The organism is Paraburkholderia terricola, from assembly GCF_900142195.1.
Taxonomy (GTDB): domain Bacteria; phylum Pseudomonadota; class Gammaproteobacteria; order Burkholderiales; family Burkholderiaceae; genus Paraburkholderia; species Paraburkholderia terricola.
Map to the genome: position 1 here is coordinate 1 of NZ_FRAB01000059.1, position 24,580 is coordinate 24,580.

The window sequence follows — 24,580 nt, forward strand, 5'->3', positions numbered from 1 at the left end:
CATGAACCAGTTTGCTATCCTGTTTGGTGAGCGATTCACCAACGCACGCGGGTAACTCCGCCCATCGCCTCGCACACAAAAATGCGGACAGGTTCGCGGATTGAGGCTCCGGCCTCAAACACTGTAGACAAGATTTCCGACGGGTCGACGCTGGCGTTCTGCTTGCGCCTGCCAGTTTAAGAACTTGATCAACGCAGGCAATAAAAAACCCCGAAGGACGATAGACCTTCGGGGTTTCCGTGAAAGACATTGCTAACTGCAACTTCGGTGGTGGAGAGGAGGAGGATCGAACTCCCGACCTTCGCATTGCGAACGCGACGCTCTCCCAGCTGAGCTACCCCCCCAACGTGCGAACAATTCTAGCACAAGCATTTTCCGTTTTGCCAAGCGCCGCGGCACGCCAAAAGTCACTTCGATGGCGCGCCGGCAAGCACCCAATCCACCACCGTGCGAATGTCCGCATCGCTCATCGATTGATGCGCCGGCATCGGAATCATGCCCCACACGCCGGAGCCGCCCTCCTTCACCTTGCGCGACAATTTCGCCGGCGCTTGGACGTCACCCTTGTACTTCGCGGCGATCTGCTGGAACGACGGCCCGACCAGTTTGCGGTCCACCGCGTGACATCCCATGCAGGCATTCGCGTTCGCGACCATTCGACCACGCGGCGCATCGTCAGCGTGCGCCGTGGATACAAAAGCACTCGCCGCCACGCCAAGCGTCAATGTGGCGGCAAAGACAGCCACGTCCCGCTTCACGGCGTCGTCGCCTTCGGATTACCCGGATGCACCGAGTTCGAATTGGTAACCGGCGCGGGCGCCTGCTGTTCGAGCGGGCGCGAACTCACCGACGAATCCGGAATCGCCCCGATCGTCGGAGCGCTGGCGTCCGGTTGCGACGCGGCCACCGGCGCGGTTCCCGCGGCAGCGGCCGCGGCCGTGGCTTCCTGCGGCTGGATGTACTGGAACACCTTCACGACCTGCGTCACACCCGGCACGCGGCTCGCGACGTCGGCGCCGCGATTGCCTTCGTCCATCGTGACGAGCCCCATCAGATAGACCGAGCCACGCTCGGCCACGACCTTGAAGTTGTTCGCCGAAATATTCTTCTCCGCGATCAGCGCGGTCTTCACACGCGTCTCCAGATACGTGTCGTTCGTGCGCGACGAGAACGAGGTCGCCGGCATGATCGCCAGTTCGTTGACGATCGTATTCACGTTGTTCAAGCCCCGCACGATGGTCTCGGCGCGCTGCTTCGACACTTCGCCCGGCACCTCGCCGGTCAGCAGCACGCGGCGATTGAACACCGCCACGTTGACGTGCGCCGCGTCCGGCAGATTCTGGCTGATCTGCGACAGCGCCTTCACCTGCAATTCACGGTCTTCGGTCTGCGCGCCGAGCGTGCGCCGGTCGGTCGCCACCAGCGCGCCGCCGCCCGCCGCGCCGGCAACCGCAAGGAAGCAACCCTGCAACGTCGCGGACAACCCCGCCGCGAACCCAACCACGAGCACGGTTCTCACCAGTGTCTTCTTGACGCGGAATACGCTCATCAACCAGCTCTCCTTAAATCAGTCAGTCTTCGCCCAGCAACATGGCATCGATGCCGTCGCACAGACAATGGATGGTCAGTAAATGCACTTCCTGGACACGCGCGGTGCGATCGGACGGCACGCACACGTGGATATCGGTATCGCTCAATACGTCCTGCATGCGCCCGCCGCCCTTGCCGGTCAGCGCGACCACGATCATTTCGCGCTCGTGCGCGGCCTCGATCGCGGCGAGCACGTTGGCGGAATTGCCCGAGGTGGTGATCGCCAGCAAGACGTCGCCCGGCTGGCCGAGCGCCCAGACCTGCTTCGAGAAAATCTGCTCGAACGAATAATCGTTGGCGATCGCGGTAAGCACCGACGTGTCGGTGGAAAGCGCGATCGCGGGCAGGCCCGGACGCTCGCGCTCGAACCGGCCGATCAGTTCGGCGGCGAAATGCTGCGCGTCCGCCGCCGAGCCACCGTTGCCGCACGCCAGAATGCGGTTGCCGTTGGCGAGCGCGGCGAACATCGTGTCGATCGCGGCGGCGATCGGCATCGACAGGGTTTCCAAGGCTTCGAGTTTGACTGCCGCGCTATCGCGGAAGTGTTGTTGAATGCGTTCGACTGACATCGAGTCTCTATCTTTCTACCGCGAATGGACCGCAGTGCGCGGCCGTGTTGTGAAGTCGTATTGCGAAGTCGCGTGACGTTGACGAGCCATGCCGGTCATGCAGCGCACTCATCGGTCGCGTGACGAACATCGCGAGACACGCTGCTGGCTGCATCATCGGCATCGCCCCGTGGCCCGCACGCGAGCGCAAGTTTATCGCACTCACGCGCCTTCTCAGCGCATGGCGTCAGACTTCGTCTGCGCGAAACGCATCGCGCAGCCAGATGAGCCGACCCGCTTCGAACGCAATCACATCGAAACGGCATGCAGGCTCATCCTGTGAACGCTGGCTGCGACTCGCCAGATAATGCCGCGCGGCGCGCACGATCCGCTGCTTCTTCTGCCAGCCGATACTCGCCGCCGCGCCGCCATAGTGCCGTTGCGCCCGCGCACGGACTTCGACGAACACCAGCGCGCCGTCGCGATCGCGCATCACGAGATCGATTTCGCCGCCACGGCACGACACGTTACGCGCGACGAACCGCAAGCGCTGCCGCTGCAAGAATTCCTGCGCGCGCGCCTCGAAAGCGGAGCCGACGAATTTCGACCCAGTTGATCTCGAAAAGTTGTGCCGGTCGGCGGATGCGCGCCGCGCCGGCGGGCCGCCGCCCGGATCGCCCGGCCCTGCGTGGCACAATGGCGGCCTTCTTCCGTCTGTTTGCGTCTTCTGCCTCATGACTCCTCTCTCCGAACTCGCGCAAGGGCAGCAGTACCCCACCGCCGCGCTGTATGTGGTGGCGACGCCGATCGGCAACATCGCCGACGTCACGCTGCGCGCGCTGCATGTGCTCGGACTGGTGGACCGCATCGCCGCCGAAGACACCCGCAACACAGGTCAACTGCTCGCGCGCTACGGCATTTCCAAGCCGCTCGTCGCGGTCCATCAGCACAACGAGCGCGCGGCGGCGCAGCGCCTGATCGAGCATCTGCAAGCCGGCGAACGTGTCGCCTACGTGTCGGATGCGGGCACGCCGGGCATCTCCGATCCCGGCGCGAAACTCGTGGACGCAGTACGCGAAGCCGGCTATCCGATCATTCCATTGCCAGGCGCGAGCGCACTCGCGACCGCATTGAGCGCGGCCGGCGACTGGGTGGCGACGTTCTCGTTCCTCGGCTTTCTGCCACCGAAGGCAAAGGCGCGCGCCGCGACGCTGCAAGCGCTCGCGAAGCATCCGCACGCAATGGTGTTCTACGAAGCGCCGCACCGGATCGTCGAAACGGTGCAAGCCTTGGCCGACGCTTTCGACGGCGAGCGCAAGCTGCTCATCGCACGGGAATTGACGAAGTTACACGAAGCGCTGCATTGCGGCACCCTGGCCGAAGGGCCAACGTGGCTCGCGGCCGATCCGAACCGGCAGCGCGGTGAATTTGTGCTAGTGGTGGAAGGTGCGCAGCCCGAGGCCGCCGGCGAACACGATCACGACGCTCTGCTGGGCATCTTGCTGGAAGAACTGACGGTGAGCAGCGCGGCGAAAGTCGCGGCGGCTATCACCGGAGCGTCGCGCAATGCGCTATACACCCGCGCATTGGCGCTGAAGAAAGACGAAGAATAAACAGAGGGCAACAGGGGCAAACGAAAAGGGCCGCACAGTTATTCGACTGTGCGGCCCTTTTCGTTCCTGCGGCAGCGCGTGAGCATGATCTGCCCGTCGTGCCGCGCGGCAACCACGAGCGCGCCCGAAACGCGCCCGCCGTCATCACTTTATTTCTCCGCGCTCGGTCCCGACGCGTTCGACGCCAGCATTTCGTTACGCGCGGCGCGTGCTTCCTGCTGCGTCAAACCCTCGATCTTGACCCGCGCCGTACCCGCGTGGCGCATGTCGAGCGCGTTTGCGGCGGCCATCGACAGATCGATCACCCGGCCGCGCGCGTACGGGCCGCGGTCGTTGATACGCACGACGACCGAGCGCGAAGTTGCCGGATTGGTCACCCGCACAAAAGAACCGAGCGGCAACGTGCGATGTGCGGCGGTGAGCGCATGCATGTCGTAACGCTCGCCGTTGGCGGTGCGGCGGCCATGGAAGGCGCGGCCGTACCACGACGCGCGACCGGTCTGGCGGAAATCCGCGGCGGCGGGGCCGTCCTCGGTGAGGGGCTTCGCGTCGGCCAGCGACGGACCTTGGGCCGCAGCGCCGGATGCCGGCGCGCTACCGAAGGCTTGCGGCCCGAAGGAGGCCGCTTGCGCGTTTTTCGTGCTCAGCGGCGCACCGCTTGCCGAGGTGTTGCGGGCGTCCGGAGGGGTCGCACAGCCGGCCAGCACAAAAAAAGCAAAAAGAGTCCCCAGACCACGGGATAACCGAGTTTTCATAAGACGTGTAATCACATTGTCGAGCCGCATCACGCGAAAGTTGAGCGTGTTGCCTGCGACTCCGGCGATAAGGGACGACAACGCGCCGCGCAGATGAGCGCAGTACGTCAAAGCCCGGATGCGGCTAACCAGCCGCTACCGCACGGTTAATTTTCACGTCTGGCGCAACCTGTCCCCGGCAGCCTGACCAGACCCCACATGCCGCCATCGAACGTGGCAAACACGTTCTTGCGCGCGAAACTCAGCGCACAGGAACGGCGGCGTAGGCCCCACCCAGCGTCACGGACGTTAAGTCCGTAGCAGGCGCGCGGCGCCTGGCTGGGCAAGACGTGTGCATCGAATGCATCGATACCTGACGGCCGCCGACAACTGCGGCGGCCCATACTTGACTGGCGATCCCGCGCCCCTTTTATGATGGGGACGCATCGCCGTGTGGCATGCACAATGACCCGTGCATAGCGGCATTATACCTAAAAGAAATTTTTGAGACGGCAAGCGACTGAAAACCTTGATGAATTTTCACGCGTGCTGCAAAAATGAGCAGACAAAAGTCGCCGACCACGGACCTCGGCGGCCTCCGCGAGAGTCGGCAAGAGGCCGGTACAATCAACGTTTTACCTGCGGCGCCGTCACTCATGAAAGTCACCTTGATCCCTGTCACGCCGTTCCAGCAGAACAGTTCGCTGCTCGTGTGCGAGGCGACCGGACGCGCGGCCGTCGTCGATCCGGGCGGCGACCTCGACGTCATCCACGGCGAGATCGCGCGCCAGAACGTGACGGTCGAAAAAGTCTTCCTCACGCACGGCCATATCGATCACTGCGCCGGCGCAAAGACGCTCGCCATGCATTACGGCGTGCCGATCGAAGGCCCGCATCCCGACGAGCGGTTCTGGCTCGACAAGCTGCCGGATCAAAGCACCCGCTTCGGTTTCCCCGCCGCCGACGCGTTCGAACCGGACCGCTGGCTGCACAACGGCGACACCGTGCAGTTCGGCGACGAAACGCTCGAGGTTTATCACTGCCCCGGACACACGCCGGGTCACGTGGTGTTCTTTAGCCGCGCGCATCGGCTGGCGCTGGTGGGCGACGTGCTATTCGCCGGTTCGATCGGCCGCACGGATTTTCCGCGCGGCAATCACGCGGACCTGGTGCGTTCGATCCGCGAAAAACTCTGGCCGCTCGGCGACGACGTGACGTTCGTGCCCGGCCACGGGCCCACCTCGACGTTCGGTGACGAGCGCCGCACCAATCCGTATGTCGCCGACGGAGTCGAGGCATGAGCGAAATCTATGTGAGCACCGACGTCGAAGCGGACGGTCCGATTCCCGGCCCGCATTCGATGCTCAGTTTCGCCTCCGCCGCCTACACGGAAGACAAGCAGTTGATCGCCACTTTCTCGGCGAATCTCGAATTGCTCGAGGGCGCCAAGCCGCATCCGGTGCAGGAAGCGTGGTGGAAGACGCAGCCCGAGGCGTGGGAAGCCTGCCGCAAGGACTTGCAGCATCCCGCGGCCGCGTTGACGGCTTACGTCGACTGGGTCGAGGCCTTGCCGGGCAAGCCGGTATTCGTGGCGATGCCGGCGGGCTTCGACTTCACCTATATGTTCTGGTACATGATGCGGTTCGTCGGCCGCTGCCCGTTTTCATGGTCGGCGCTCGACATCAAGACGCTTGCGTTCGCGATGACCGGCCTGCCGTACCGCAAGAACATCAAGCCGCGCTTTCCGAAACACTGGTTCGACGAGCATCCGCATACGCATGTGGCGCTGGACGATGCGATCGAACAGGGCGCGCTCTTCTGCAACATGCTGAAGGACTTGCGCGCGACCCAGGCGGCAACCCAGGCCGCGGTACTCGCAACAGCTAAAGATGGGGACGGCTCAGGACAAAACGCCGCTGAGGAACCGGCAAATTAGGGAATCTCCCTCGTTGGAGCCGTTTTAGATTGCGTTTCGTTTTCGCGCCCTCTACCATGCATGATACGGCGACGCAAACGGAGGCGCAGTTGACACTCGATACGTTCTCTCAAAAAATCCTGCGTCTGCTACAGCTCGACGCGCGCCGTTCGGTGCAAGAGATTTCCGACCAGGTCGGCCTGTCGAGCACCCCATGTTGGCGGCGTATCAAGGACATGGAGCAATCGGGGGTGATCCAGCGCTACACGGCGCTGCTCGATCGCGAAAAGCTGGGGCTGCATGTTTGCGCGCTCGCGCACATTCATCTCACGCGCCATACCGAAGGCGGCGTGGAGCAGTTCGAGCGGGAAATCGCCACCTGTCCGGAAGTCACCGAGTGCTACAGCACGACCGGAGAATCGGACTACATCCTCAAGATCGTCGCGCCCGACATCAAGGCGTACGACAGCTTTCTGCACGAACGCATCTTCAAGATTCCCGCCGTCGCGCAGGTGCGCACGAGCGTCGTGCTGCGCGAAATCAAATTCGACACGCAATTGCCGCTGTAAGGACGAGTGGATTCCGCCGCCGCGCTCGAGCCTTGGCGCTTGGGTGTGTCTAGTGACGCCGTTCGTGCCCGCGCCGCGATCAGGTGGTACTGTGCCGCTCCGCGCCCTTCGCGCGCGCGATCGACCCACCGCTCCCCGTCACTGCCGCCGAATCGGATCCGCCGGCTGAGGGCGCGTTCAATTCCTGCAGTACGTCGAGTTTGCGGGCGCCCAGGCGACGCTTGAGCGCACCTAGATCGACGCGCGCTAACCGTCGCCCGACGTCCGCGTCGGCACCGGAAACCAGCGCGGGCAACACCACTTCGACGTCGAGTCCCGTGCTCAGGTAGTGGATGTTGACCGCTGCGGCTTTCACGCCGGCCGCGGCCAAGGCGGCGTCCACCTCGGCAACCACCCGCTCCCTGGTAGGCAGATCGACTGGCGGACGCGCGAGCGCATCGTTCTCCGGATCGACGTGAATCAGAGCGTCGAGCACGCGATTGTCGGTCAGCACCCGCAAGCGCGCCGACTCGGCGATGTAATGGCCCTCCGAGACCGAAATCAGCGGATCGACCAGAATATGCGCGTCGACGAGCGCGAAGTCGCCCATCTTGCGAGTGCGCATTTCATGCACGTCGCGCACGCCCGGCGTGGAGAGCAGCAGCGCGCGCATGTCGGCGGTAGCCGACTGATCGAGCGCGCGGTCCGAGAGATCTTGCAGCGCGTCCCAACCGAACATCCAGCCCATGCGCGCCACCATGAAACCGACGATCGCCGCGGCGATCGGGTCGAGCAGGCGCACCCCGGCGAGACTGCCGACAATGCCGATCGCCACCACCAACGACGACGCCGCATCCGAGCGCGCATGCCAGGCGTTCGCGATCAACATGGCCGAGCGCACGCGCTGCGCTTCGCGCAGCATGTAGCGAAACAGGCTCTCTTTTGAAATCAGCACCAGCACGGCGACGACGAGCGCGCTCATATGGACGGCCGGGATGCTTTCCAGATCGGCGAGACGCGTGCCGGCACGCCACAACATGCCGACGCCCACCGCAATCAGCAATCCGCCCAGAAATAACGAAGCCACCGTTTCATAGCGGCTGTGTCCGTAATTGTGATCCGCGTCGGGCTTTGCGCCGCTGTGCCGATTGGCGATCAGGACGACAAAATCGGAAATCAGATCGGCGAGCGAATGGATGCCGTCCGCGACGAGTGCCTGGGAGTGAGCAAACACGCCAATGAAGATTTGCAGCGTCATCAACACCGCGTTGAGCGCAATACTCACAAGGGTGCTTTTGCGCGCAACGTGCTGTTTCTCTGCGGACTGAACTGCGGCGACGGAAGGCATCGGAGAAGCAGATGAAAAGTTCAATCCCTGTATTCTACCCGCTGCATCTCGAAAACGAGCGGAAAATGCCAGAAATATCCTTTCAAATCAGTTGCTTATCTAAACGAAAAGCATTCGTGTTCGAACCATTTCGAGCGTATGCAAGAGACCGCGGCAGCACGCCGACGCAATAAAAAAACCGCGCCCTGACTGGTACGCGGTTTTTGTCGGACAGCAACGCATCATGTGCGCGGCTGATTGAACCTATTTGTACGACTATTGATGCGATGGGATTATTTCTGAATCAGAAATTTATCGCGGTCCAGACCGGCGATCCAGCGCGGCGGCTTGCCACGGCCCGACCATGTGCTACCGCTATCCGGGTCGCGATATTTCGGTGCGACACCTGCACGCGGACGACCGGCTTTAGCGCCCTTGGCAGCACGGCCGCCACCGAGTTCCGCCAGCGTAATGCCGTAATCGGCCATTTTCTGCTTGATCTCATTCAACACTTCCGCGTATTCGCGCGACTTCGCTTCTTCGATCTGCTTTTCAAGCTTCTCGCGCTGTGCGAGTAGTTCCTTGTAGGAAGACATAGATTCCCTTTGTGGTTCGGATAAATGACTGCCAGTCTTAAGCCGGCTTGCCCTTGTAAGTGATCATGCCTCGGAATTTGACGGCGAGATTAACACAAAATAGAAAGACAACAAAAGCGGGCGGAGAAAATTAATTCAATTTCGTTTCGAAAAATTTCGGATCAACGTGGGGTTGTGCACATGTTCCGAATAGATGGATTGAGATTTTTACAGAAGCATTCCAACCGGCATCAGTAATTATTGGATTAATTATCAAAAAATGAAACTTAAGATGTCGATCGAGCATCAACATTTCATTTCATGACAGCTTAGCTGCAATCCCGTAACATATTGTCAGACTTGTTGCGCGGTGTTATTGCCGCATGCGTGTTTTCCCGGCATGGCAATGAATCACCTAATTGGCGTGTCGCCGCATGCAATCTTCCACTGCCGCATGCAACGCTTCACGATCGAGTTTGGCGTCCTCGAAGGCAAAGCGGCTGCGTGCTCCGTTCAGTTTCAGATCGGCGCCATATCGGTCGACGCCGAGCAGTTGCCCACCGCCGACGCCCTCACGATAGTCGCTGAAGTGCGCGAGCAGCGCGCTTTCCTCGTCGAAACCGAGCGGCGGCAGCGGATCGAGTTCCGCGCCGTCGAGCCATCCCATCGCACCGAAGCCGCCGATATAGCGCAAACGCTCGATTTGCAGGGTCCAGAACGTGAAATCGCCGAGCGCGAGATAGCGTTGCGCATCCGGGTGATAGCGCAGATAGCGCTGCACGACCTCGGGAGCCGGGTCGATCGCTTCGAAGGTGCCCAGCAAGGTCACGCGCTGACCGTTCAGCACGTCGCCGTCGGGTGCGTCGACGACGAGGAAACCGGCGCGTGGGTCGGCGCGCAGATTGTGCGTGTGCTCGGCGAGCCGGCTGATGAGAATCGTCGGGCGATGCCGCGGGTCCGGCGCGAACGGCAGCACGGTGGGATAAGGAAAGCCCTCCGGCTCGCGAGCGTGAGTAGCCAGCGTGCCGACGGCAGTCGTGTGCAGCAGATGCAGCGGAGCATGAGCGGGAATGTTCAAGTACGCGTTCCTCGATGGATAGCGGACGCCCCTAATGCGCCCGTCACGTATGGCTCAAATAATCGTAGGCGTTCAAGTACCGGCTTCCAAGTCTCCTGAAAGCGCCTCGCAAGCATAAGCCCGGCCGCTTCGCTAGAATCGGAAATTCACCGCAACGCGCTTTCCGCGTGTCATCCGTCCACGGGATCTCAGTGTCCGACCGCTCTTCCGACTTCGCCGCCCTTCCTGCCGCTCACCGCGAACTGTCCGACACAGCCAGGCAGCGGGCCCGCCTCGCCACGATGGCCGTGTTCTTCATCGCGGGGATGATGTACGCGTCGTGGGGCGTGCATGTGCCGACGGTGCGCGACCGCTTTCATCTGAATGCGGCGATGCTCTCGTTTGCGCTGCTGGCGGTGGCGGGCGGCTCGATCGGCGCCATGGCGGCCAATGCGTCGTGGATCGCGCGAGTCGGCACGCGCCGCGCCTGCCTCGCCGGCGGCCTCGTGATGGCGGCGTGCGCGGCGCTGATTCTGATCGTGCCGGCTTACTGGCTGCTGCTGATCGTGCTGGCGATTTTCGGCGCGGGCATGGCCACGCTCGACGTCGCGATGAACGCCGAAGCCAGCGCCGTCGAAAAGGCGCTCGGCAAGCCGATCATGTCATCGCTGCACGGCATGTTCAGCGTCGGCGGGATGTTCGGCGCGGCGGCTGGCGGCGCGTTGCTGTCGCGCGGCATGGCGCCGGCGCTGCATCTCGCGCTGGCCGCGGCGGTCAGCGCGCTGGTTCTGATCGCCGCCTGCCCCGCGGTGCTGCCGCACGTGCCGCATGCCGAGCATCCCGACGCCGCCACGCCGCGCGCCAACCGCTGGCGCTCGCCGGCCTTGTGGGCGCTGGGCGTGATGGCCCTGGTCGCGCTGATCGCGGAAGGCGCGATGTACGACTGGGCCACTGTCTATATGCGCGACGTCGTGCTGAGCACGCCCGCGCTCGCGAGTGCCGCGTATGCGGCGTTCTCGGGCGGCATGGCGGCGGCGCGCTTCGCCGGCGACGCGGTGCGCGCCCGCTTCGGCGCGCCACAACTGGTGATGGCGAGCGCGACGCTCGCCGGCGCCGGAATGGTCGGCGCATTGCTGCTGCCCAACCCGGTGGCGGCGCTCGTCGGCTTCACGCTGATGGGGCTCGGCCTCGCGAACATGATGCCCGTGCTGTTCGCGGCGGCGGCGAGCGTCAAGGGCATTCACGCTGCGGAAGGACTCGCGCACGTCGCCGGACTCGCTTACTTCGGGCTGCTGCTTGGGCCGGTGATCATCGGCGCCGTGACGCAGGCGACCAGTTTGCCGATCGGCTTGTCCGTGGTGGCCGTGTGTTGCGCATTGATCGCGATTGCCGGGCCGAAGGTGCTGCGTCGTTTGAAGATCTGACACGAGCGCGGGCCGCGCACGACACCCAGCCTATCCATCCACGCGCGGGCAAACGATTGCGCCAGCGCGGCGCCTTGAATCGGCATATCGACCACGCATAAAAGAAAAGGCACGCGAGCCCTACGGCGCGCGTGCCTTTTAACCGCTCGACCGAAGACAGACAAACGCTGTCTTCGGTCATGCAGTCTTACATCTTCACCACGTCGAGCAGCGTCTTCTTGCCCGACTTGTAGTTGTACAGCGAGATCACGCCATGCTGAAGATCGCCCTTCGCGTCGAAGGTGGTTTCGCCGATCACACCCTTGTAGTCGGTGCTCGGCATCGCTGCCAGGATCTTCGCCGGATCGGTCGAGCTCGCACGCTTCATGGCGTCGACGACGATGTACACCGCGTCATACGTGAACGGCGCGTAGATCTGGATCGGCTGACCGAAACGCTTCTGATACTTGGCGAGGAACGCCGGGCCGCCGGCCATCTTTTCGAGCGCCATACCGGCTTCCGAGCAAACGATGTTGTCGGTTGCGTCGCCTGCCAGGTCGGCCAGCTTGTCGGTACACACGCCGTCGCCTGCCAGCACCTTGGCGCGCAGGCCGAGCTGCTTGGCTTGCTTGGCGAAGGGGCCGCCGGTGGCGTCCATGCCGCCGTACATGATCGCGTCCGGGTTTTCGCCCTTGATCTTCGTCAGAATCGCGCGGAAGTCGACAGCCTTGTCGTTCGTCGCGTCATGCGACATCACTTTCAGGCCCAGCGACTTGGCGGTCTTCTCGAATTCGTTTGCGAGACCCTGGCCGTAAGCGGTCGAGTCGTCGACGATCGCGACGCTCTTCACTTTCAGACCCTTGGCGGCGTAGTTAGCCAGCGCCGGACCTTGTTGCGCGTCGGTTGCCACGACGCGGTACGTCGTCTTGAAACCTTGTTGCGTGTAGGCCGGGTTGGTTGCCGACGGCGAGATCTGCACGATGCCCGCATCGCTATAGATCTTCGAAGCCGGGATCGACGTACCCGAGTTCAGGTGGCCGACCACTGCGACGACCTTGTCGTCGACCAGTTTCTGCGCGACTTGCGTAGCCGTGCGCGGGTCGGCTGCATCGTCTTGCGGATCGAGTTGCAGCGTGACCTTCTGGCCGCCGATCGTCAGGCCCTTGGCGTTGATTTCTTCAACTGCCAGGCGCGCGCCGTTTTCGTTGTCTTTCCCCAGGTGAGCGATACCGCCAGTGAGCGGCGCAACGTGACCGATCTTCACGACCGTGTCGGCTGCAGCCGTTGTTGCCAACGTTGCGAACAGCATCGCCGCAGCGCTGATGGGCAACAGCTTTTGAATCTTGATGTTCATGTAAGTCTCCAGTTTCGGTCCCAAAAACAACGTAATCGCCTGTGCCCCCGCTTCACCAACACGTGTCGCTCAATCCCGTGGACGACCACGCCGGTTGCATCGTTCATGCACTTGGCAAGCACGTTTGCCGGACTGTTTGTGGCAGGCGGCAAGCCGTACTTGCGCGCAAGTGTAGGCCATCAAATTAATTTGTGGGGCTTTTTTGAGGAAGTGGGATCAACACTAATAGCGTTTATCCAACAGCGACCGATTCCGACTGGACGCATCGACTGGAAAGCACCAACCCATGCGGGTTTCCGCTATGTGAGGCTTTCGTCTAACCGCGCGGCTCAACGCTTTTAGCGTGTTAAACCGTTAATGCTTCGGTCATGTTTTTTGCCTAAAAAACAGGCTTTATACGGGCGCGCGCGAGACGCGTGCGAACGCGCTCGAACCACACCGAAGCAAACGCGCCAGCGCGACGATTCGCGCCGCCCGCCGAAAGATGAATCATCGAGCATGCTCATTCGCCGCACGCGGTTCTCACCGCGCGCCGCGCTTCGTCGAGTGCGGCTTCGCGGCGCAGGGGGCGTCCTGCAAGGCGTTTCTTTTGGTGGCAAACTGACCGCCCGCTTCAGGCATTCAAGCCTTGGCTTCATTCAGACCGACCTCGCGCAGCGGCGCATGGGTATATGGAGAGCAGCATGAGCACGACTTCCCGATGGATCGACATCCCCGCCGGCAACGACAGCTTCGGCGGCTACCTCGCGTTGCCCAAGGGCGGCAAGGGACCGGCCGTCATCATCATCCAGGAAATCTTCGGCGTGAACAGCCATATCCGCTCGGTCGCGGATCAGTATGCGCAAGACGGCTACGTCGCGCTCGCGCCGGACGTGTTCTGGCGCGTGCAGCCGCGCGTCGAGTTGACGTATGACGGCGCGGATCGCGCGAAGGGCATCGAACTGCTGCAAAAGACCAACGTCGATCAGGCCGTCGCCGATATCGGCGCGACCGCCGCGGCGCTGCGCGCCATGCCGGAAGTGACCGGCAAGATTGCGGCAATCGGCTACTGCTTCGGCGGACGGCTCGCTTACCTGGCGGCGGCGCAGGGCACGCTCGATGGCGCGGTCGCCTATTACGGCGGCGGCATCCAGAATCAGCTCGAGCAAGCGGCGAAGATCAAGGTGCCGATGCAATTCCACTACGCCGAACTCGATGCGAATATTCCGGTGTCGGCGGTCGGCCAGGTTCAGGAGCGCTTCGCCGGCCGCACCGATGCCGAGTTTCACATCTATCCGAACGCCGATCACGGCTTCAACTGCTCGGACCGTGCGTCGTATAACCAGCGCGCCGCCGCGCTCGCGCATGGCCGCACGCTGACCTTCCTCGGTGAGCGGCTGTAATTCGCCGGCTATAACTCGCGAGACTCGCGGCTGTGACCCGTGGCCCGTGACCGTCACGCGCGCTTTTGATCCGCGCGCGCAGTTCACCCCCGCAACTCAGGTACTCTCCCCACAGACGGCGCGCGTTCGGCGCGCCGTCCTCCTCGATGCATGGCGATGAACCCCGCCCAGCGAATCTCCGGCAGAGCGGTTCGTCGCGCGCATAGGCAACCGGCAGATCCAACACTCGATTCGCGAGGGCTCATCCGTGGTGCAATCCGACTATCTCGCCCATGACGCCATCGGCCTCGCCGAACTCGTGCGAACCCGCGAAGCCAGCGCGCGCGAATTGCTGGACATCGCGATCTCGCGCACCGAGGCCGTCAATCCCGCGATCAATGCGATCGTGCTGAAGGACTACGACGCGGCGCGCGAACGCGCGTCGCGCGACGACGCGAAGCGGGCAAACGGCGCGAACCATGCCGACAGCGACCGCGCGCAAGGAGCGCTCGCAGGCGTGCCCTTTCTGATCAAGGATCTGGGCGCGCCGGTCGCCGGGCTGCGCATGTCGATGGGCAGCCGCCACTATCGGCACTTCATTCCCACCGAGGACGCGCCGGTGGTCGCACTCGCGAAAGCGGCCGGCCTCAATATCTTCGCGAAGACCAGCACGTCCGAGCTCGGCCAGATGCCTTATACGGAACCCGAACTGTTCGGCGCGTGCCGCAATCCGTGGAATCTCGACCATACGCCCGGCGGTTCGAGCGGCGGCGCGGCAGCGGCGGTCGCGGCGGGCATCGTGCCGCTCGCGCATGCGTCGGACGGCGGCGGCTCGATCCGCATTCCCGCGTCATGCTGCGGACTGTTCGGTCTCAAACCCTCTCGCGGGCGCGTGCCGCGCGTCACGCCGAGCGCCGCCGGCGAACTCGGCGTCGATCATGCGGTATCGCGCAGCGTGCGCGACAGCGCGTTGCTGCTCGATCTGCTGGCGGGCAATGCGGACCGACCGTCCGGTGCGCCAGGCACGTTCCTCGGTGCGAGCCGCGAACCCTGCAAGCCGTTGAACATCGCCTACGTCACCGAACCGATGCTCGCGCCTTCGCTCTCCGCCGACGCGCGCGCCGCGCTCGAGGACGCCGCGCAACTCGCGCGCTCGCTCGGTCACAACATCGAGCCCGTCTCGCTCGGCATTGATTTCGCGGCTGTGCGCCATGCGTTTCTGACGCTCTGGTCGGTGACCGCCGAAGAACTCGTGCTGAACGCCGACCGCATCACCGGTCGCAAGCCGCTGCGCGAGGAATTCGAAATCTCGACGTGGGCGATGGCGCACGTCGGCCGCAAACTCGGCGAACGCGGCTTGCCCGCCGCGCTCGAGGAACAACGCCGCATCACCGAACGCCTCACCGATCTGCTGCACCGCTACGACGTGATTCTGTGCGCGACGCTCGCGGCGGCGCCGATCAAGATCGGCGAGATGCAGCCCACCTCCGCGGAACGCATGCAGATGCGCGCCGTCACCGCGATGCCGCTCGAACCGCTAATGAAAAAGCTGCTGATGGAAGCGTCGAACAAGGCATTCGCGTGGGCGGGATGCACCGAGCTGTTCAATCTGAGCGGGCAGCCGGCGATGTCGGTGCCGCTTTACTGGAACGCGCGTGGCCTGCCGGTCGGTGTGCAATTCGCCGCGCGTGACGGCGGCGAGGCAACGCTGTTTCGGCTGGCCGCGCAACTCGAAGCGGCGCGGCCGTGGTTCGACAAGCGGCCGCCGCTGATGCCGGCGCGCAGCTAGATGGAGTAACGCCCGCTCATCGTCTCGACGACGTCACGCCGGTTTGCGCTGCGCGTCGAGATCCGCGTGGCGCTTGCCGGGCATGCACGCCACCGCGACGAGGGAGAGCGCCAGCCCGGCCATCACGTAGTACGTCGGCGCGAGCGGCGAGCCGGTGGTCTTGATGAGCCACGTCACGATGAAAGGCCCGAAGCCGCCGAATATCATCACCGCGACGTTGTAGGCAAGGGAGAGACCGATCGAGCGCACGTTAGCCGGGAACAGTTCGGCGATCAGCGCGCCGAACGGCCCGTAGTAGCCGGACAGCGTGATCGACAGCAGCGCCTGCACGAGTATCAGTTTCGACACGCTCGGCTCTGCCGCGAGCCATGCGAACAGCGGATAGATGATCACGAGCGTGATCGCCAGCGACCACAACGACAGCCCCTTGCGTCCGATTCTGTCGGACCATGCGCCGGTAAGCGGCGAGAGCACGGTCAACAGCAGATTGCCGACGATCACCGCATAAAACGATTGCCCGTAAGGCAGCTTCAGTTGCTTGACCGCGAAGGTCGGCAGATAGCTGATCAGTACGTAGATCGTCACCGTGAGCGCGATCACCGCGCCTAGCCCGCACAGCACGTCGCGGCTATGGTTTCGGAACAGTTCGCCGAGTGTCGCGCGCCGCGCGGTTTTTTTCGCGAGCAAAAAAACTTCGGAATCGGCAAGATGCCGGCGAATGTAAAAGCCGATCGGCCCGATGATCAAGCCGAGAATGAACGGCACGCGCCAGCCCCAGGACTTCAACGCCTCGGGCGACAGGCCGCGCGTGACCAACGCGCCCACCAGGGCGCCGAGCAGGAGCGCCGCCGCCTGGCTCGACATCTGCCAACTGCCGTAAAAGCCGCGCCTGGAGAACGGCGCCGCTTCGATCAGCAAGGCGGTCGAACTGCCGAACTCACCGCCGGCGGAAAAGCCTTGCAGCAAACGCCCGAGCACGATCATCAAGGGCGCGCCGATGCCGATCGCCGAATACGGCGGCGCGATCGCGAGCAGCAGAATGCCGAGCGTCATCAGCGCGATGACGAGCGACAACGCCGCCTTGCGTCCCGCGCGATCCGCATAGAGTCCGAGTACGATGCCGCCGACCGGCCGCATCACGAAAGCGACGCCGAAGGTCGCGGTGGTCAGGAGCAGCGACGAATAATCGTTGGCCGCCGGGAAGAACAACTGCGCGATCACCACCGTCAGGAAACCGAACACGGTGAAGTCATACCACTCGAGCGCATTGCCGATCACCGCCGCGGCGACGGCCCGTCTGTGGAGGCTACTTGACGCTGGTGCCATTCAAATCTCCAGCTTGCGAAAAGTGTCTCGCGGTGCGTCGTATCAACGTAGAGGCGCGTGAGTACGCCGGACAAACCGACGCTGCCCGCAGCGGCCGTCACGGAGTGTAAAGAGGGCGCAAGCTGTTTTCAAGCAGCAAAAAGGCGTCTGCCGCACTGAGCGGCAGACGCCTCGATCATCCGCGCTGAATCTCGCGCGGGCATGTTGCAGCGCATCTGCCGCGATATCGAATACACACGCGGCAAGAGCGGCATCAGACCTTCTTGTTATATGCGCTGCACCACCCCTTGGCCGCGACCTGCTTGCCCGCGAACATCGGGCAGCCGGCGTAGGCGTCGGTGGGTTTGCCTTGATAAAAACTGCAGTTGCCGCAGTCCTGGCCCGGCGCATATTTGGCGAACTTGGCCTTGTCGACCTTGCTCGCATCCTCCTTATAGCCGAGCGCCTGCGCGGTCGGGTCGCTTTCGGCGACCTTGGGTGTATCCGCGAAAGCCTGGCGCGACAGCGCGAAGCTGGACGCCACACCGATGCTCGTGATCAAAAACGTACGACGGGAAGGTTTCATGGGGACTCACTCCGTTTATATGAACTGATCGCCGTTCTGATGACAGCGGTCCCCAAGCATAGCAACGAAGCCGCCGCGCGTGACGACTCAAATGATAGAGATAAGCGAATCGGTACGACGCCAGGCTCGGACGTCACGCGTGCGATGCGGTTCGATCCGCGCAAGGCGGGCCGCCAGGTGAATGCCGGTCACTCCCGCCCGCTCAGTTCGCAGACGCGCCGCGCAATCGCGAGCGACGCCGTCAAGCCCGGCGATTCGATCCCGAACAGATTGACGAGCCCGCGCACGCCATGCGCGGCCGGACCTTGAATCACGAAGTCGGCGGCGGGCTCGCCGGGGCCCGAAAGCTTCGGACGAATCCCCGCATAAGCGGGCTGCAACGCACCGTCGGGAAGCGCGGGCCAGTACGTGCGAATCGCCGCATAGAACGATTCCGCTCGATGCGGATCGACGTCGTAGTTGATCGTGTCGACCCATTCGACGTCGGGACCGAAACGCGCCTGGCCGCCGAGATCGATCGTCAGATGCACGCCGAGACCGGCCTCGTTCGGCATCGGATAGATGAGGCGGCTGAACGGCGCGCGCCCCGAAATGCTGAAGTAGTTGCCGCGCGCGAGATAGAGCGGGGGCACGTGGCGCGCGTCGAGTCCGCGAATCTTGCGGGCCAGCGCATTCGCGTGCAGACCGGCGCTGTTGATCACGCATGCGGCGCTGATCGTGGTCGGCGCATTGCCGCCCACCTTGATGATGAAGCGGCCGTTGCTCGCCTCGATCGCTTCGACCGGCGCATGAAACGCGAACACCGCGCCGTCGCGCTCCGCATCGCCCTGAAGCGCCAGCATCAACTGGTGACTGTCGACGATGCCCGTCTGCGGCGAGAACACCGCCTCGACACATTCGAGCGCCGGTTCGAGCGCCTGCGCCTGGTCGCCGCTGATCCGCATCAGGTCGAGTACGCCGTTGTCGCGCCCCTTCGCCATGATGCTTTCGAGTTGCGGGATCTGATTGCGCGAGGTGGCGACCAGCAGTTTGCCGCAACGCGAATACGGGACGTTGCGCGCGGCGCAGTAGTCGTAAAGCAACTCGCGGCCGCGCACGCAAAGCGTGGCCTTGAGCGAACCGCGCGGATAGTAGATGCCCGCGTGAATCACCTCGCTGTTGCGCGAGCTGGTGCCCACGCCGATCGCCTCGGCCGCCTCCAGCACGATCACCTCATGTCCGCGCGCCGCCAGTGCGCGCGCCACCGCCAGGCCGATCACGCCGGCGCCGATCACTACACATTCGATTTGGTCCATGTCCCTTGACGCGGCCGATTTCGCCGCGCGCTGCCTCGTTCACCCGATACACATGAGGACAGGATGCGGCTATCGAGTGCCGCACACCGCTCGCTGTCGAACGCATCTGCCCTATCGCAACCGCTATGCAAATTGTACGACGCCGCACAGACAGCAATGGCCGTCGTCGTGAACGGTTGCGGGCGCTCGGCCGTTGAGCAGTTTCAAAGTCCCGGACGGGGCAAACACAATCGTATGGAGAAGGCCCGGTTTGCCGCCGTGAAAAAGCCGCCCGCAGGCGGCTTTTGTGCAAAAACCGCTCAAAAACCGATCGGTTTTCGGCGATTTCCGTAGTCGAGGCGGATATCGCCAGCTTCGATGCTGTCGCGTCCGTCGATGCGCGCCGCGCCGAATCCATTCAATATCGCGCGACGCATCGCTCGCGGCGATGCCTGCTTGAGCGCCTCGAGCGCGGCGTCGCCGAGCGTCTCGGGAAAGCGCAGGCCCCAGTTGTGCGCCGAGCGGATCTCGTCGTAGATCGACTGCGCGATGCGGCGCGCGCCGTCATGATCCGGCGACGGAATCTCGTACACGTTCATCCGGTTGAGGATCGGCTCGGGGATCGAGCGCTCGTCGTTGGCCGTCGCGATCCAGATCACGTGGCCGGCATTGATCGGAATCTCGGCGAACTCGTCGATGAAAGTCTGCGCGGTGTCGTGTTCGAGCAGCGCGTACAGTGCGCCGAGCGGGTCGTATTGCGAGTCGCCGGAGGCCTTGTCGATTTCATCGACGGTGATCACCGGGTTTGCATAGCTGCCGTTCACGAGCGCATCGAACACCTTGCCCGGCTTCGCGTTTTTCCATTGCGAGGAAGCGCCCGAGAGAATCCAGCCGGCCGTCAACGAACTCATCGCCACGTATTGATAGGCGGTGCCGAGCAGGCGCGCCAACTGCTTGGCAAAATGCGTCTTGCCGATACCGGGGTCGCCGAGCAGCAGGATCGGCATCAGTTCGAGCCGGTCGTCGGTTTCAAGACACAGCGCGACCTGCTTGCGGATATCGTCGAGAGGCGCGGAAAAGTTGGGCAGCGCGTCGATCAGATCGTCGATCGACGGCATCCGGTTCGGCTTCACGCAAAAGCGCAAATTGCCGGTTTTCAGCATCTTTTCGTACGTGGCGCGCAGCGCCTCGTTCGCACCTTCGCCGAGATCATTCAACGCGGTCTCGACCTGATCGAGGTCGTATACCCGGCTGAAGGACGCCACGGCGATTTCCTGTTTGACCATTGCTGTTGTCATCGCTCACCCCGTCTGGCTGGTCTTGCTGCGGCGGCGCCTCGCGGGCGCCGTTTCAAGTCCAGTGTAATGACGCCAGAATCGCGTGCAAGCCAGCAGTCATGCGGCTCTGCTGCTAACGACGGGTTGTTTTAGCGGCCTCACCGCCCCATCTGAAATGCACCATTGCTGAACCCGGCCCTCATGCATAGGTCACAAAAGTGTTGCGTCCATCGGGGGTAAGATGGCCCTCTCTGACTACACTGCCGGACGCAGTAACCGGAGATTTTCTTTATGTGGAAAACCAGTCTCGTGGCCGTGCTGCTCGGCACCTCGCTGCTTGCGAGCGCGCAGCAACGGCCGGCCCAGCAGGTCGTGCAATGGCAATTGCAGGTGATGCGCGACGGCCAGCAGATCGACGCCTTCGAGGGCACCACCACGGTCGGCCAGGCGCGCACGGATACGCATCACAAGATGGTGCAGCATAACGTCGGATGTAAAGACCAGCCTGCCGGCAGCATCGATCTGGCGCGCACGCTGACGGTGTCGCCGCTGCAGGCGGATACCAACGAGGTCACCATGTCGATCGAAGCGCAGGAAACCTTCGAGGAAAACGCCGCGCGCCAAACCGACACCGGCTGCAAGCTGCCGCCGCAACCGCGCCAGGTGAGCGCCACCCATCCGGGCCTGAAGGTGCCGACCGGCCAATGGGCGAGCTGGACGATCGTCGACAAGGACCCGAACCTGGTCTACCGCGTGCGCGCGGGAGTCGAGAGCAGCGTGAACTGAAGCGAACAACCGAACCGAACAACCGAAGCCCAAACAGAACACGTGGACAACGCGGCATGCGAAACCCAGAAGAATTGATCCGCGAGAGCATTGCGCCCAAGGATTTCGTTGCGGTGAGCTGGAACCTGCACAAAGGCCGCACGCCGCTTGGCTTTCAAGCGTGGCAGGCGATGCAGCGCTGGGTTCAGTCGACTCACGCCGACGCTTATTTTTTGCAGGAAGCCATGGCGCGGCGCATGCCGTCGCCGGTATTGGCGAGCAGTTTCGGCGCGCCGGTCGCCGATCCGTTGAGCGACATCTGGCACTGCCAGGCCACCGAGATCGCGCGCGCGCTGGAACTCGAGATCGCGCTCGGGCCGAACGTATTCAAGCCGTCGTGGCGGCATGGCAATGCGATCCTGTCGCCGCATCCGCTCGATCTCGGCGGACGCTGGGACATCTCCGCGCATCGCTTCGAGAAACGCGGTTTGTTGGTGGCGCGCGCGACCTTCGGCGGTCATTCGGTCACGCTGCTGTGCGCGCACCTTGCGCTCACGCGCTCGGCGCGTTTGCGTCAGATGAACTGGATCGCGCACTGGATCGCGAAGGAAGCGCCGGAGGGTCCGCTGGTCCTGGCGGGCGACTTCAACGACTGGCGCAATGATTCGGTGCCGCTCTTCGGCGAGCACGGCTTGCATGAGGTGGCGACGCTGCTCGGCGAATCGGGCCGCACCTTCCCCGCCTTTTCACCGGCGCTCGCGCTCGACAAGATGTTCGTGCGCGGCATGAAGCCGATCGAATGGATTCCGCCTACCCAGGAAACCGCGTGGCTTTCGGATCACTTGCCGTATATGGCGCGGTTGCGGGTTGAATGAGCGCTCGCCCGAAGTAACCAAAATATAAAACGCCAAAAGCCTTTTTCCTGAAGGCATTGCAGCGATTCACCGGGTCTCGTGCGCGCCGCTGTGTACCAATACGGCAGGGACCAGTCGGCTCGGGGAAAAGTAAGCCGCCCCACTCGCGCGAGCCATTTTCGCAAGCCGCAATTTCCTCGCGTTTCATGCCGACTTGCTCGGCGTTTGCCAGTTTTATCAGCAGGGTCAATGCTGCAGCGCACGGCGGGTTTCGGTATGATCTCGAAAATGTTGCCCGTGTGGCGCGCCTATCCGGCGCATGCCGGACAGCCGATGGCTGCCGCCCCGTGCGGCGTTCGTCCCTCGCCGGACTTTTTGCCGAAGCGCGGCCGCATCCACGCCAGGTTCTTCGCGGTGCCGGTATGCACGACATTCCAGCGCCGACGCGGCCGGCTTCAGTCATCCGCTTGACCACGCTCAACCGCCGCACCGCCGCCTTCGGGCAGCCGGCGCGGTAAAATAGCGGATTGCGCGTGCTTTCCGACCTCGGGTCAGCGCAGCATCGCCCTTGCCGTGCCGGCCGGCTAAAACGACTGGCCGCCTTTGTTTTCGCACTATCCAAGAAGCCATGAGCAACCTCAATTCACAAACCGTTCTGAGCGTCCATCACTGGACCGATACGCTTTTCAGCTTCACCTGCACGCGCGATCCGTCGTTCCGTTTCGAAAACGGCCAGTTCACGATGGTGGGCCTCGAAGTCGAGGGCAAGCCGCTGATCCGCGCCTACAGTCTCGCGAGTGCGAATTACGAAGAGCACCTCGAATTCTTGAGCATCAAGGTGCAGGACGGCCCGCTCACGTCGCGTCTGCAGCATCTGAAAGTCGGTGACGAAGTTCTGATCGGCAAGAAGCCGGTCGGCACGCTGATGGCCGACAACCTGCTGCCGGGCAAGACGCTGTGGCTGCTCTCCACCGGCACGGGCCTCGCGCCGTTCATGTCGATCATCAAAGATCCGGACATTTACGACCGCTACGAGCGCGTGGTGCTCACGCATACGTGCCGTTTCGTCGACGAGCTGGCGTACAAGGAATACATCACGGAGCACCTGCCGGCGCACGAGCACCTGGGCGAACTGGTGCAGGAAAAGCTGCTGTACTACCCCACGGTCACGCGCGAGGCATTCCAGAACCGCGGCCGCATCACCGAACTGATCGAAACGGAAAAACTGTTCGCCGACCTCGGCGTGCCGGGCTTCTCGCTCGAAGACGACCGCGTGATGCTGTGCGGCAGTCCGCACATGCTGCGCGACACGCGCAAGCTGCTCGACGACCTGGGCTTCCAGGAAGGCAGCAACAACGCGCCGGGCCACTACGTGGTCGAAAAGGCGTTCGTCGGTTAAGACGTACATTCGAATTCGCGGCTCACGCCGCGGACTCGGCAAAAGGAGCCTCCGGGCTCCTTTTTTGTTTGGCGGTTACAAGTTGACGCGCTCGGCCTGACATTTCGCGTCAGTGTTCTTCTGACAGAGCCGGTGTTGCGGAACGTCAACCGTCGCGCGAAATATCGGCGCTAAGCCTTGGTGCGCCTACATTATTTCTTTTTTTGAGATATTATCGCGGCACACGACCGCCGCTCCGGCATGCCTGCCGGAGTCCGCGCTACATGTTACTGAATGTAAATTTCGTTACGCTCGACCGTAGTAATCCGGCCGTCGAACCGTACGCGTTCCGGCCGCACCTGGAGGCTTGAGACTCGCATGCGTTCTTTCGTCTTCGCGCCGCCGACGCGCACGCGCTTCGTCGTCCGCCCCGCTTCCTGAGAGGGAAAGTCATGGATACGTCGACTGTCGTCCCGTTCGCCTCGCCTCTGCCGTCGTCACCGCCGCGTGACGGATGCGACGCGTCCGTCGCGGCCAGTGCCGTCGTGGCGTCGCCGTCGGTTGAACGTGAACTGGCACGGCTGCGCGCCCGGGTGCGCGAACTGTCGGCCGAACTCGTGCAGGCACAGGAAGCCGCCTGCCGCCATGTGGCGCGCGAACTGCACGACGGCGTGGGCGCCGAGTTGACCGCGACGCGCTTCGCGCTGGCTGGCGTCGAAACCTGGCTGCCCGCCGACGCGCCGTCCCAGTGCGCCGCCGCGCTCGCCGTCGCCAACCGTTCGCTCGACGCCGTGTGCGCCGCCAGCCGCCAGGCCGTCGCGGAACTGCATGCGCCGTCGCTCGAGGCCGGCATCGTCGGGGCGCTGGCGCAATGGACCGGCGACTTCGCCACGCGCACGCAGTTGCGCACGAGCTTTGTCTGCGCGGCCGACGTGCGTCTCACGCGCCTGCCCGCCGAAGCGGCGCTGGCCGTGTTCCGTGTCGCGCAGGAAGCGCTCAACAACATTGCCAAGCACGCGCGCGCCGAATCCGCCGACGTGCGGATCGAAACCAGCCGCCGTCATCTCACGCTGATCGTCAGCGACGACGGCATCGGCGTCACGCGCAACGCGCGCAGCCGTCGCGGCCATTTCGGCCTGAGCGGCATGCAGGCGCGCTGCGCGGCCTTCGACGGCACGCTGCGCGTGGGCGCCCGGCGCGTTGGCCAGCGCCGCGGCGACGGCGCCAGGGAATCGCGCGGCACGCTCGTGCATGCGCGTTTTGCGTGGGACGCGATGCTGGCGAACGCGCCTCACGTCGAACGCCGCGCGCTGCAATCGTGAGCACG

Annotated in this window: 24 protein-coding genes and 1 tRNA gene; 11 read left to right on the forward strand and 14 right to left on the reverse strand. The window is 63.5% G+C overall.

Annotated features, from left to right (window positions below; all coding sequences use genetic code 11):
• Positions 1-268 precede the first annotated feature (268 nt).
• The 5 genes from BUE39_RS30495 to BUE39_RS30515 all read right to left on the reverse strand — a co-directional run bounded on the left by BUE39_RS30495 (position 269) and on the right by BUE39_RS30515 (position 2,835).
• Positions 269-344 (reverse strand) — tRNA-Ala (locus BUE39_RS30495).
• A 63-nt stretch (positions 345-407) separates the two neighbouring features.
• Positions 408-758, reverse strand: coding sequence for a c-type cytochrome (locus BUE39_RS30500; protein WP_167363318.1), 351 nt, complete (start codon positions 756-758; stop codon positions 408-410).
• Positions 755-1,549, reverse strand: coding sequence for a BON domain-containing protein (locus tag BUE39_RS30505; RefSeq protein WP_073432383.1), 795 nt, complete (start codon positions 1,547-1,549; stop codon positions 755-757). Before BUE39_RS30505 ends, BUE39_RS30500 begins: the two co-directional genes overlap by 4 nt.
• 22 nt (positions 1,550-1,571) lie before the next feature.
• Positions 1,572-2,159, reverse strand: coding sequence for a phosphoheptose isomerase (locus tag BUE39_RS30510; RefSeq protein WP_073432384.1), 588 nt, complete (start codon positions 2,157-2,159; stop codon positions 1,572-1,574).
• A 226-nt stretch (positions 2,160-2,385) separates the two neighbouring features.
• Positions 2,386-2,835, reverse strand: a complete 450-nt coding sequence (locus BUE39_RS30515) for a YraN family protein (RefSeq protein ID WP_073432385.1) — start codon at positions 2,833-2,835, stop codon at positions 2,386-2,388.
• A 37-nt stretch (positions 2,836-2,872) separates the two neighbouring features.
• Here BUE39_RS30515 and rsmI point away from each other — a divergent pair, with 37 nt between their 5' ends.
• Positions 2,873-3,751 carry a 16S rRNA (cytidine(1402)-2'-O)-methyltransferase gene (rsmI, locus tag BUE39_RS30520; protein WP_073432386.1) on the forward strand — a complete coding sequence of 293 codons (879 nt, stop codon included), beginning with the start codon at positions 2,873-2,875 and terminating at the stop codon, positions 3,749-3,751.
• A gap of 149 nt (positions 3,752-3,900) precedes the next feature.
• Here the strand turns inward: rsmI and BUE39_RS30525 are convergent, their stop codons facing one another.
• The gene (locus BUE39_RS30525) at positions 3,901-4,506 is read right to left on the reverse strand and encodes a septal ring lytic transglycosylase RlpA family protein (RefSeq protein ID WP_374710913.1); all 606 of its coding nucleotides are present in this window, start codon (positions 4,504-4,506) and stop codon (positions 3,901-3,903) included.
• 635 nt (positions 4,507-5,141) lie between these two features.
• Between BUE39_RS30525 and BUE39_RS30535 the strand changes: the two genes are divergently transcribed.
• From BUE39_RS30535 to BUE39_RS30545, 3 genes are all read left to right on the forward strand, one after another.
• Positions 5,142-5,786 carry an MBL fold metallo-hydrolase gene (locus tag BUE39_RS30535; RefSeq protein ID WP_073432388.1) on the forward strand — a complete coding sequence of 215 codons (645 nt, stop codon included), beginning with the start codon at positions 5,142-5,144 and terminating at the stop codon, positions 5,784-5,786.
• On the forward strand, positions 5,783-6,421 hold the full coding sequence (locus BUE39_RS30540) for a 3'-5' exonuclease family protein (RefSeq protein WP_073432389.1): 639 nt from the start codon (positions 5,783-5,785) through the stop codon (positions 6,419-6,421). Before BUE39_RS30535 ends, BUE39_RS30540 begins: the two co-directional genes overlap by 4 nt.
• 89 nt (positions 6,422-6,510) lie before the next feature.
• On the forward strand, positions 6,511-6,969 hold the full coding sequence (locus tag BUE39_RS30545; protein WP_012431468.1) for an Lrp/AsnC family transcriptional regulator: 459 nt from the start codon (positions 6,511-6,513) through the stop codon (positions 6,967-6,969).
• A gap of 79 nt (positions 6,970-7,048) precedes the next feature.
• On the opposite strand, the gene BUE39_RS30550 is transcribed toward BUE39_RS30545, so the two are convergent.
• The 3 genes from BUE39_RS30550 to BUE39_RS30560 form a co-directional block, all read right to left on the reverse strand.
• Entirely contained in the window at positions 7,049-8,296 is a 1,248-nt protein-coding gene (locus BUE39_RS30550; protein WP_073432390.1) for a cation diffusion facilitator family transporter, read from the reverse strand.
• 272 nt (positions 8,297-8,568) lie between these two features.
• Complete coding sequence (locus BUE39_RS30555; RefSeq protein ID WP_073432391.1) at positions 8,569-8,871, reverse strand: H-NS histone family protein; 303 nt, start codon at positions 8,869-8,871, stop codon at positions 8,569-8,571.
• A gap of 394 nt (positions 8,872-9,265) precedes the next feature.
• A complete protein-coding gene (locus BUE39_RS30560; RefSeq protein WP_073432392.1) occupies positions 9,266-9,928 on the reverse strand; it encodes a HugZ family pyridoxamine 5'-phosphate oxidase in 663 nt (220 codons plus the stop codon).
• Positions 9,929-10,119: 191 nt separating this feature from the next.
• Here BUE39_RS30560 and BUE39_RS30565 point away from each other — a divergent pair, with 191 nt between their 5' ends.
• The gene (locus tag BUE39_RS30565; protein WP_073432393.1) at positions 10,120-11,331 is read left to right on the forward strand and encodes an MFS transporter; all 1,212 of its coding nucleotides are present in this window, start codon (positions 10,120-10,122) and stop codon (positions 11,329-11,331) included.
• 187 nt (positions 11,332-11,518) lie between these two features.
• On the opposite strand, the gene BUE39_RS30570 is transcribed toward BUE39_RS30565, so the two are convergent.
• Positions 11,519-12,664, reverse strand: coding sequence for a branched-chain amino acid ABC transporter substrate-binding protein (locus BUE39_RS30570; RefSeq protein ID WP_073432394.1), 1,146 nt, complete (start codon positions 12,662-12,664; stop codon positions 11,519-11,521).
• A gap of 683 nt (positions 12,665-13,347) precedes the next feature.
• Here BUE39_RS30570 and BUE39_RS30575 point away from each other — a divergent pair.
• Together BUE39_RS30575 and BUE39_RS30580 are read left to right on the forward strand one after the other, a co-directional pair.
• Positions 13,348-14,046 (forward strand): dienelactone hydrolase family protein, encoded by a 699-nt coding sequence (locus tag BUE39_RS30575; protein WP_073432395.1) that lies wholly within the window; start codon positions 13,348-13,350, stop codon positions 14,044-14,046.
• Positions 14,047-14,296: 250 nt separating this feature from the next.
• Positions 14,297-15,814 (forward strand): amidase, encoded by a 1,518-nt coding sequence (locus BUE39_RS30580; RefSeq protein ID WP_073432415.1) that lies wholly within the window; start codon positions 14,297-14,299, stop codon positions 15,812-15,814.
• Between the two features lie 33 nt (positions 15,815-15,847).
• Here BUE39_RS30580 and BUE39_RS30585 read toward each other — a convergent pair whose 3' ends face one another.
• From BUE39_RS30585 to BUE39_RS30600, 4 genes are all read right to left on the reverse strand, one after another.
• Positions 15,848-17,140, reverse strand: coding sequence for an MFS transporter (locus BUE39_RS30585; protein ID WP_073432396.1), 1,293 nt, complete (start codon positions 17,138-17,140; stop codon positions 15,848-15,850).
• 253 nt (positions 17,141-17,393) lie between these two features.
• Positions 17,394-17,705: a high-potential iron-sulfur protein gene (locus BUE39_RS30590; protein ID WP_073432397.1), complete on the reverse strand. Its 312-nt coding sequence runs from the start codon at positions 17,703-17,705 to the stop codon at positions 17,394-17,396.
• A gap of 188 nt (positions 17,706-17,893) precedes the next feature.
• Entirely contained in the window at positions 17,894-19,000 is a 1,107-nt protein-coding gene (locus BUE39_RS30595) for an NAD(P)/FAD-dependent oxidoreductase (RefSeq protein ID WP_073432398.1), read from the reverse strand.
• A 299-nt stretch (positions 19,001-19,299) separates the two neighbouring features.
• Entirely contained in the window at positions 19,300-20,277 is a 978-nt protein-coding gene (locus BUE39_RS30600) for an AAA family ATPase (protein WP_073432399.1), read from the reverse strand.
• A 270-nt stretch (positions 20,278-20,547) separates the two neighbouring features.
• On the opposite strand from BUE39_RS30600, the gene BUE39_RS30605 reads away from it, so the two are divergent.
• From BUE39_RS30605 to BUE39_RS30625, 4 genes are all read left to right on the forward strand, one after another.
• Positions 20,548-21,042, forward strand: a complete 495-nt coding sequence (locus tag BUE39_RS30605) for a hypothetical protein (RefSeq protein WP_073432400.1) — start codon at positions 20,548-20,550, stop codon at positions 21,040-21,042.
• Between the two features lie 56 nt (positions 21,043-21,098).
• A complete protein-coding gene (locus BUE39_RS30610) occupies positions 21,099-21,896 on the forward strand; it encodes an endonuclease/exonuclease/phosphatase family protein (RefSeq protein ID WP_073432401.1) in 798 nt (265 codons plus the stop codon).
• Positions 21,897-22,503: 607 nt separating this feature from the next.
• Positions 22,504-23,274: a ferredoxin--NADP reductase gene (locus BUE39_RS30620; protein ID WP_073432402.1), complete on the forward strand. Its 771-nt coding sequence runs from the start codon at positions 22,504-22,506 to the stop codon at positions 23,272-23,274.
• 431 nt (positions 23,275-23,705) lie between these two features.
• Positions 23,706-24,575 carry a sensor histidine kinase gene (locus BUE39_RS30625; protein ID WP_073432403.1) on the forward strand — a complete coding sequence of 290 codons (870 nt, stop codon included), beginning with the start codon at positions 23,706-23,708 and terminating at the stop codon, positions 24,573-24,575.
• The last annotated feature ends 5 nt before the right edge of the window (positions 24,576-24,580 follow it).

Excerpts from the sequence above, each read along its gene's own strand:
- BUE39_RS30505 (WP_073432383.1), bottom strand. The coding sequence starts at position 1,549 with ATGAGCGTATTCCGCGTCAAGAAGACACTGGTGAGAACCGTGCTCGTG.
- BUE39_RS30510 (WP_073432384.1), bottom strand. The coding sequence starts at position 2,159 with ATGTCAGTCGAACGCATTCAACAACACTTCCGCGATAGCGCGGCAGTC.
- rsmI (WP_073432386.1), top strand. The coding sequence starts at position 2,873 with ATGACTCCTCTCTCCGAACTCGCGCAAGGGCAGCAGTACCCCACCGCC.
- BUE39_RS30525 (WP_374710913.1), bottom strand. The coding sequence starts at position 4,506 with ATGAAAACTCGGTTATCCCGTGGTCTGGGGACTCTTTTTGCTTTTTTT.
- BUE39_RS30535 (WP_073432388.1), top strand. The coding sequence starts at position 5,142 with ATGAAAGTCACCTTGATCCCTGTCACGCCGTTCCAGCAGAACAGTTCG.
- BUE39_RS30540 (WP_073432389.1), top strand. The coding sequence starts at position 5,783 with ATGAGCGAAATCTATGTGAGCACCGACGTCGAAGCGGACGGTCCGATT.
- BUE39_RS30550 (WP_073432390.1), bottom strand. The coding sequence starts at position 8,296 with ATGCCTTCCGTCGCCGCAGTTCAGTCCGCAGAGAAACAGCACGTTGCG.
- BUE39_RS30555 (WP_073432391.1), bottom strand. The coding sequence starts at position 8,871 with ATGTCTTCCTACAAGGAACTACTCGCACAGCGCGAGAAGCTTGAAAAG.
- BUE39_RS30570 (WP_073432394.1), bottom strand. The coding sequence starts at position 12,664 with ATGAACATCAAGATTCAAAAGCTGTTGCCCATCAGCGCTGCGGCGATG.
- BUE39_RS30575 (WP_073432395.1), top strand. The coding sequence starts at position 13,348 with ATGAGCACGACTTCCCGATGGATCGACATCCCCGCCGGCAACGACAGC.
- BUE39_RS30585 (WP_073432396.1), bottom strand. The coding sequence starts at position 17,140 with ATGGCACCAGCGTCAAGTAGCCTCCACAGACGGGCCGTCGCCGCGGCG.
- BUE39_RS30590 (WP_073432397.1), bottom strand. The coding sequence starts at position 17,705 with ATGAAACCTTCCCGTCGTACGTTTTTGATCACGAGCATCGGTGTGGCG.
- BUE39_RS30595 (WP_073432398.1), bottom strand. The coding sequence starts at position 19,000 with ATGGACCAAATCGAATGTGTAGTGATCGGCGCCGGCGTGATCGGCCTG.
- BUE39_RS30600 (WP_073432399.1), bottom strand. The coding sequence starts at position 20,277 with ATGACAACAGCAATGGTCAAACAGGAAATCGCCGTGGCGTCCTTCAGC.
- BUE39_RS30605 (WP_073432400.1), top strand. The coding sequence starts at position 20,548 with ATGTGGAAAACCAGTCTCGTGGCCGTGCTGCTCGGCACCTCGCTGCTT.
- BUE39_RS30610 (WP_073432401.1), top strand. The coding sequence starts at position 21,099 with ATGCGAAACCCAGAAGAATTGATCCGCGAGAGCATTGCGCCCAAGGAT.
- BUE39_RS30620 (WP_073432402.1), top strand. The coding sequence starts at position 22,504 with ATGAGCAACCTCAATTCACAAACCGTTCTGAGCGTCCATCACTGGACC.
- BUE39_RS30625 (WP_073432403.1), top strand. The coding sequence starts at position 23,706 with ATGGATACGTCGACTGTCGTCCCGTTCGCCTCGCCTCTGCCGTCGTCA.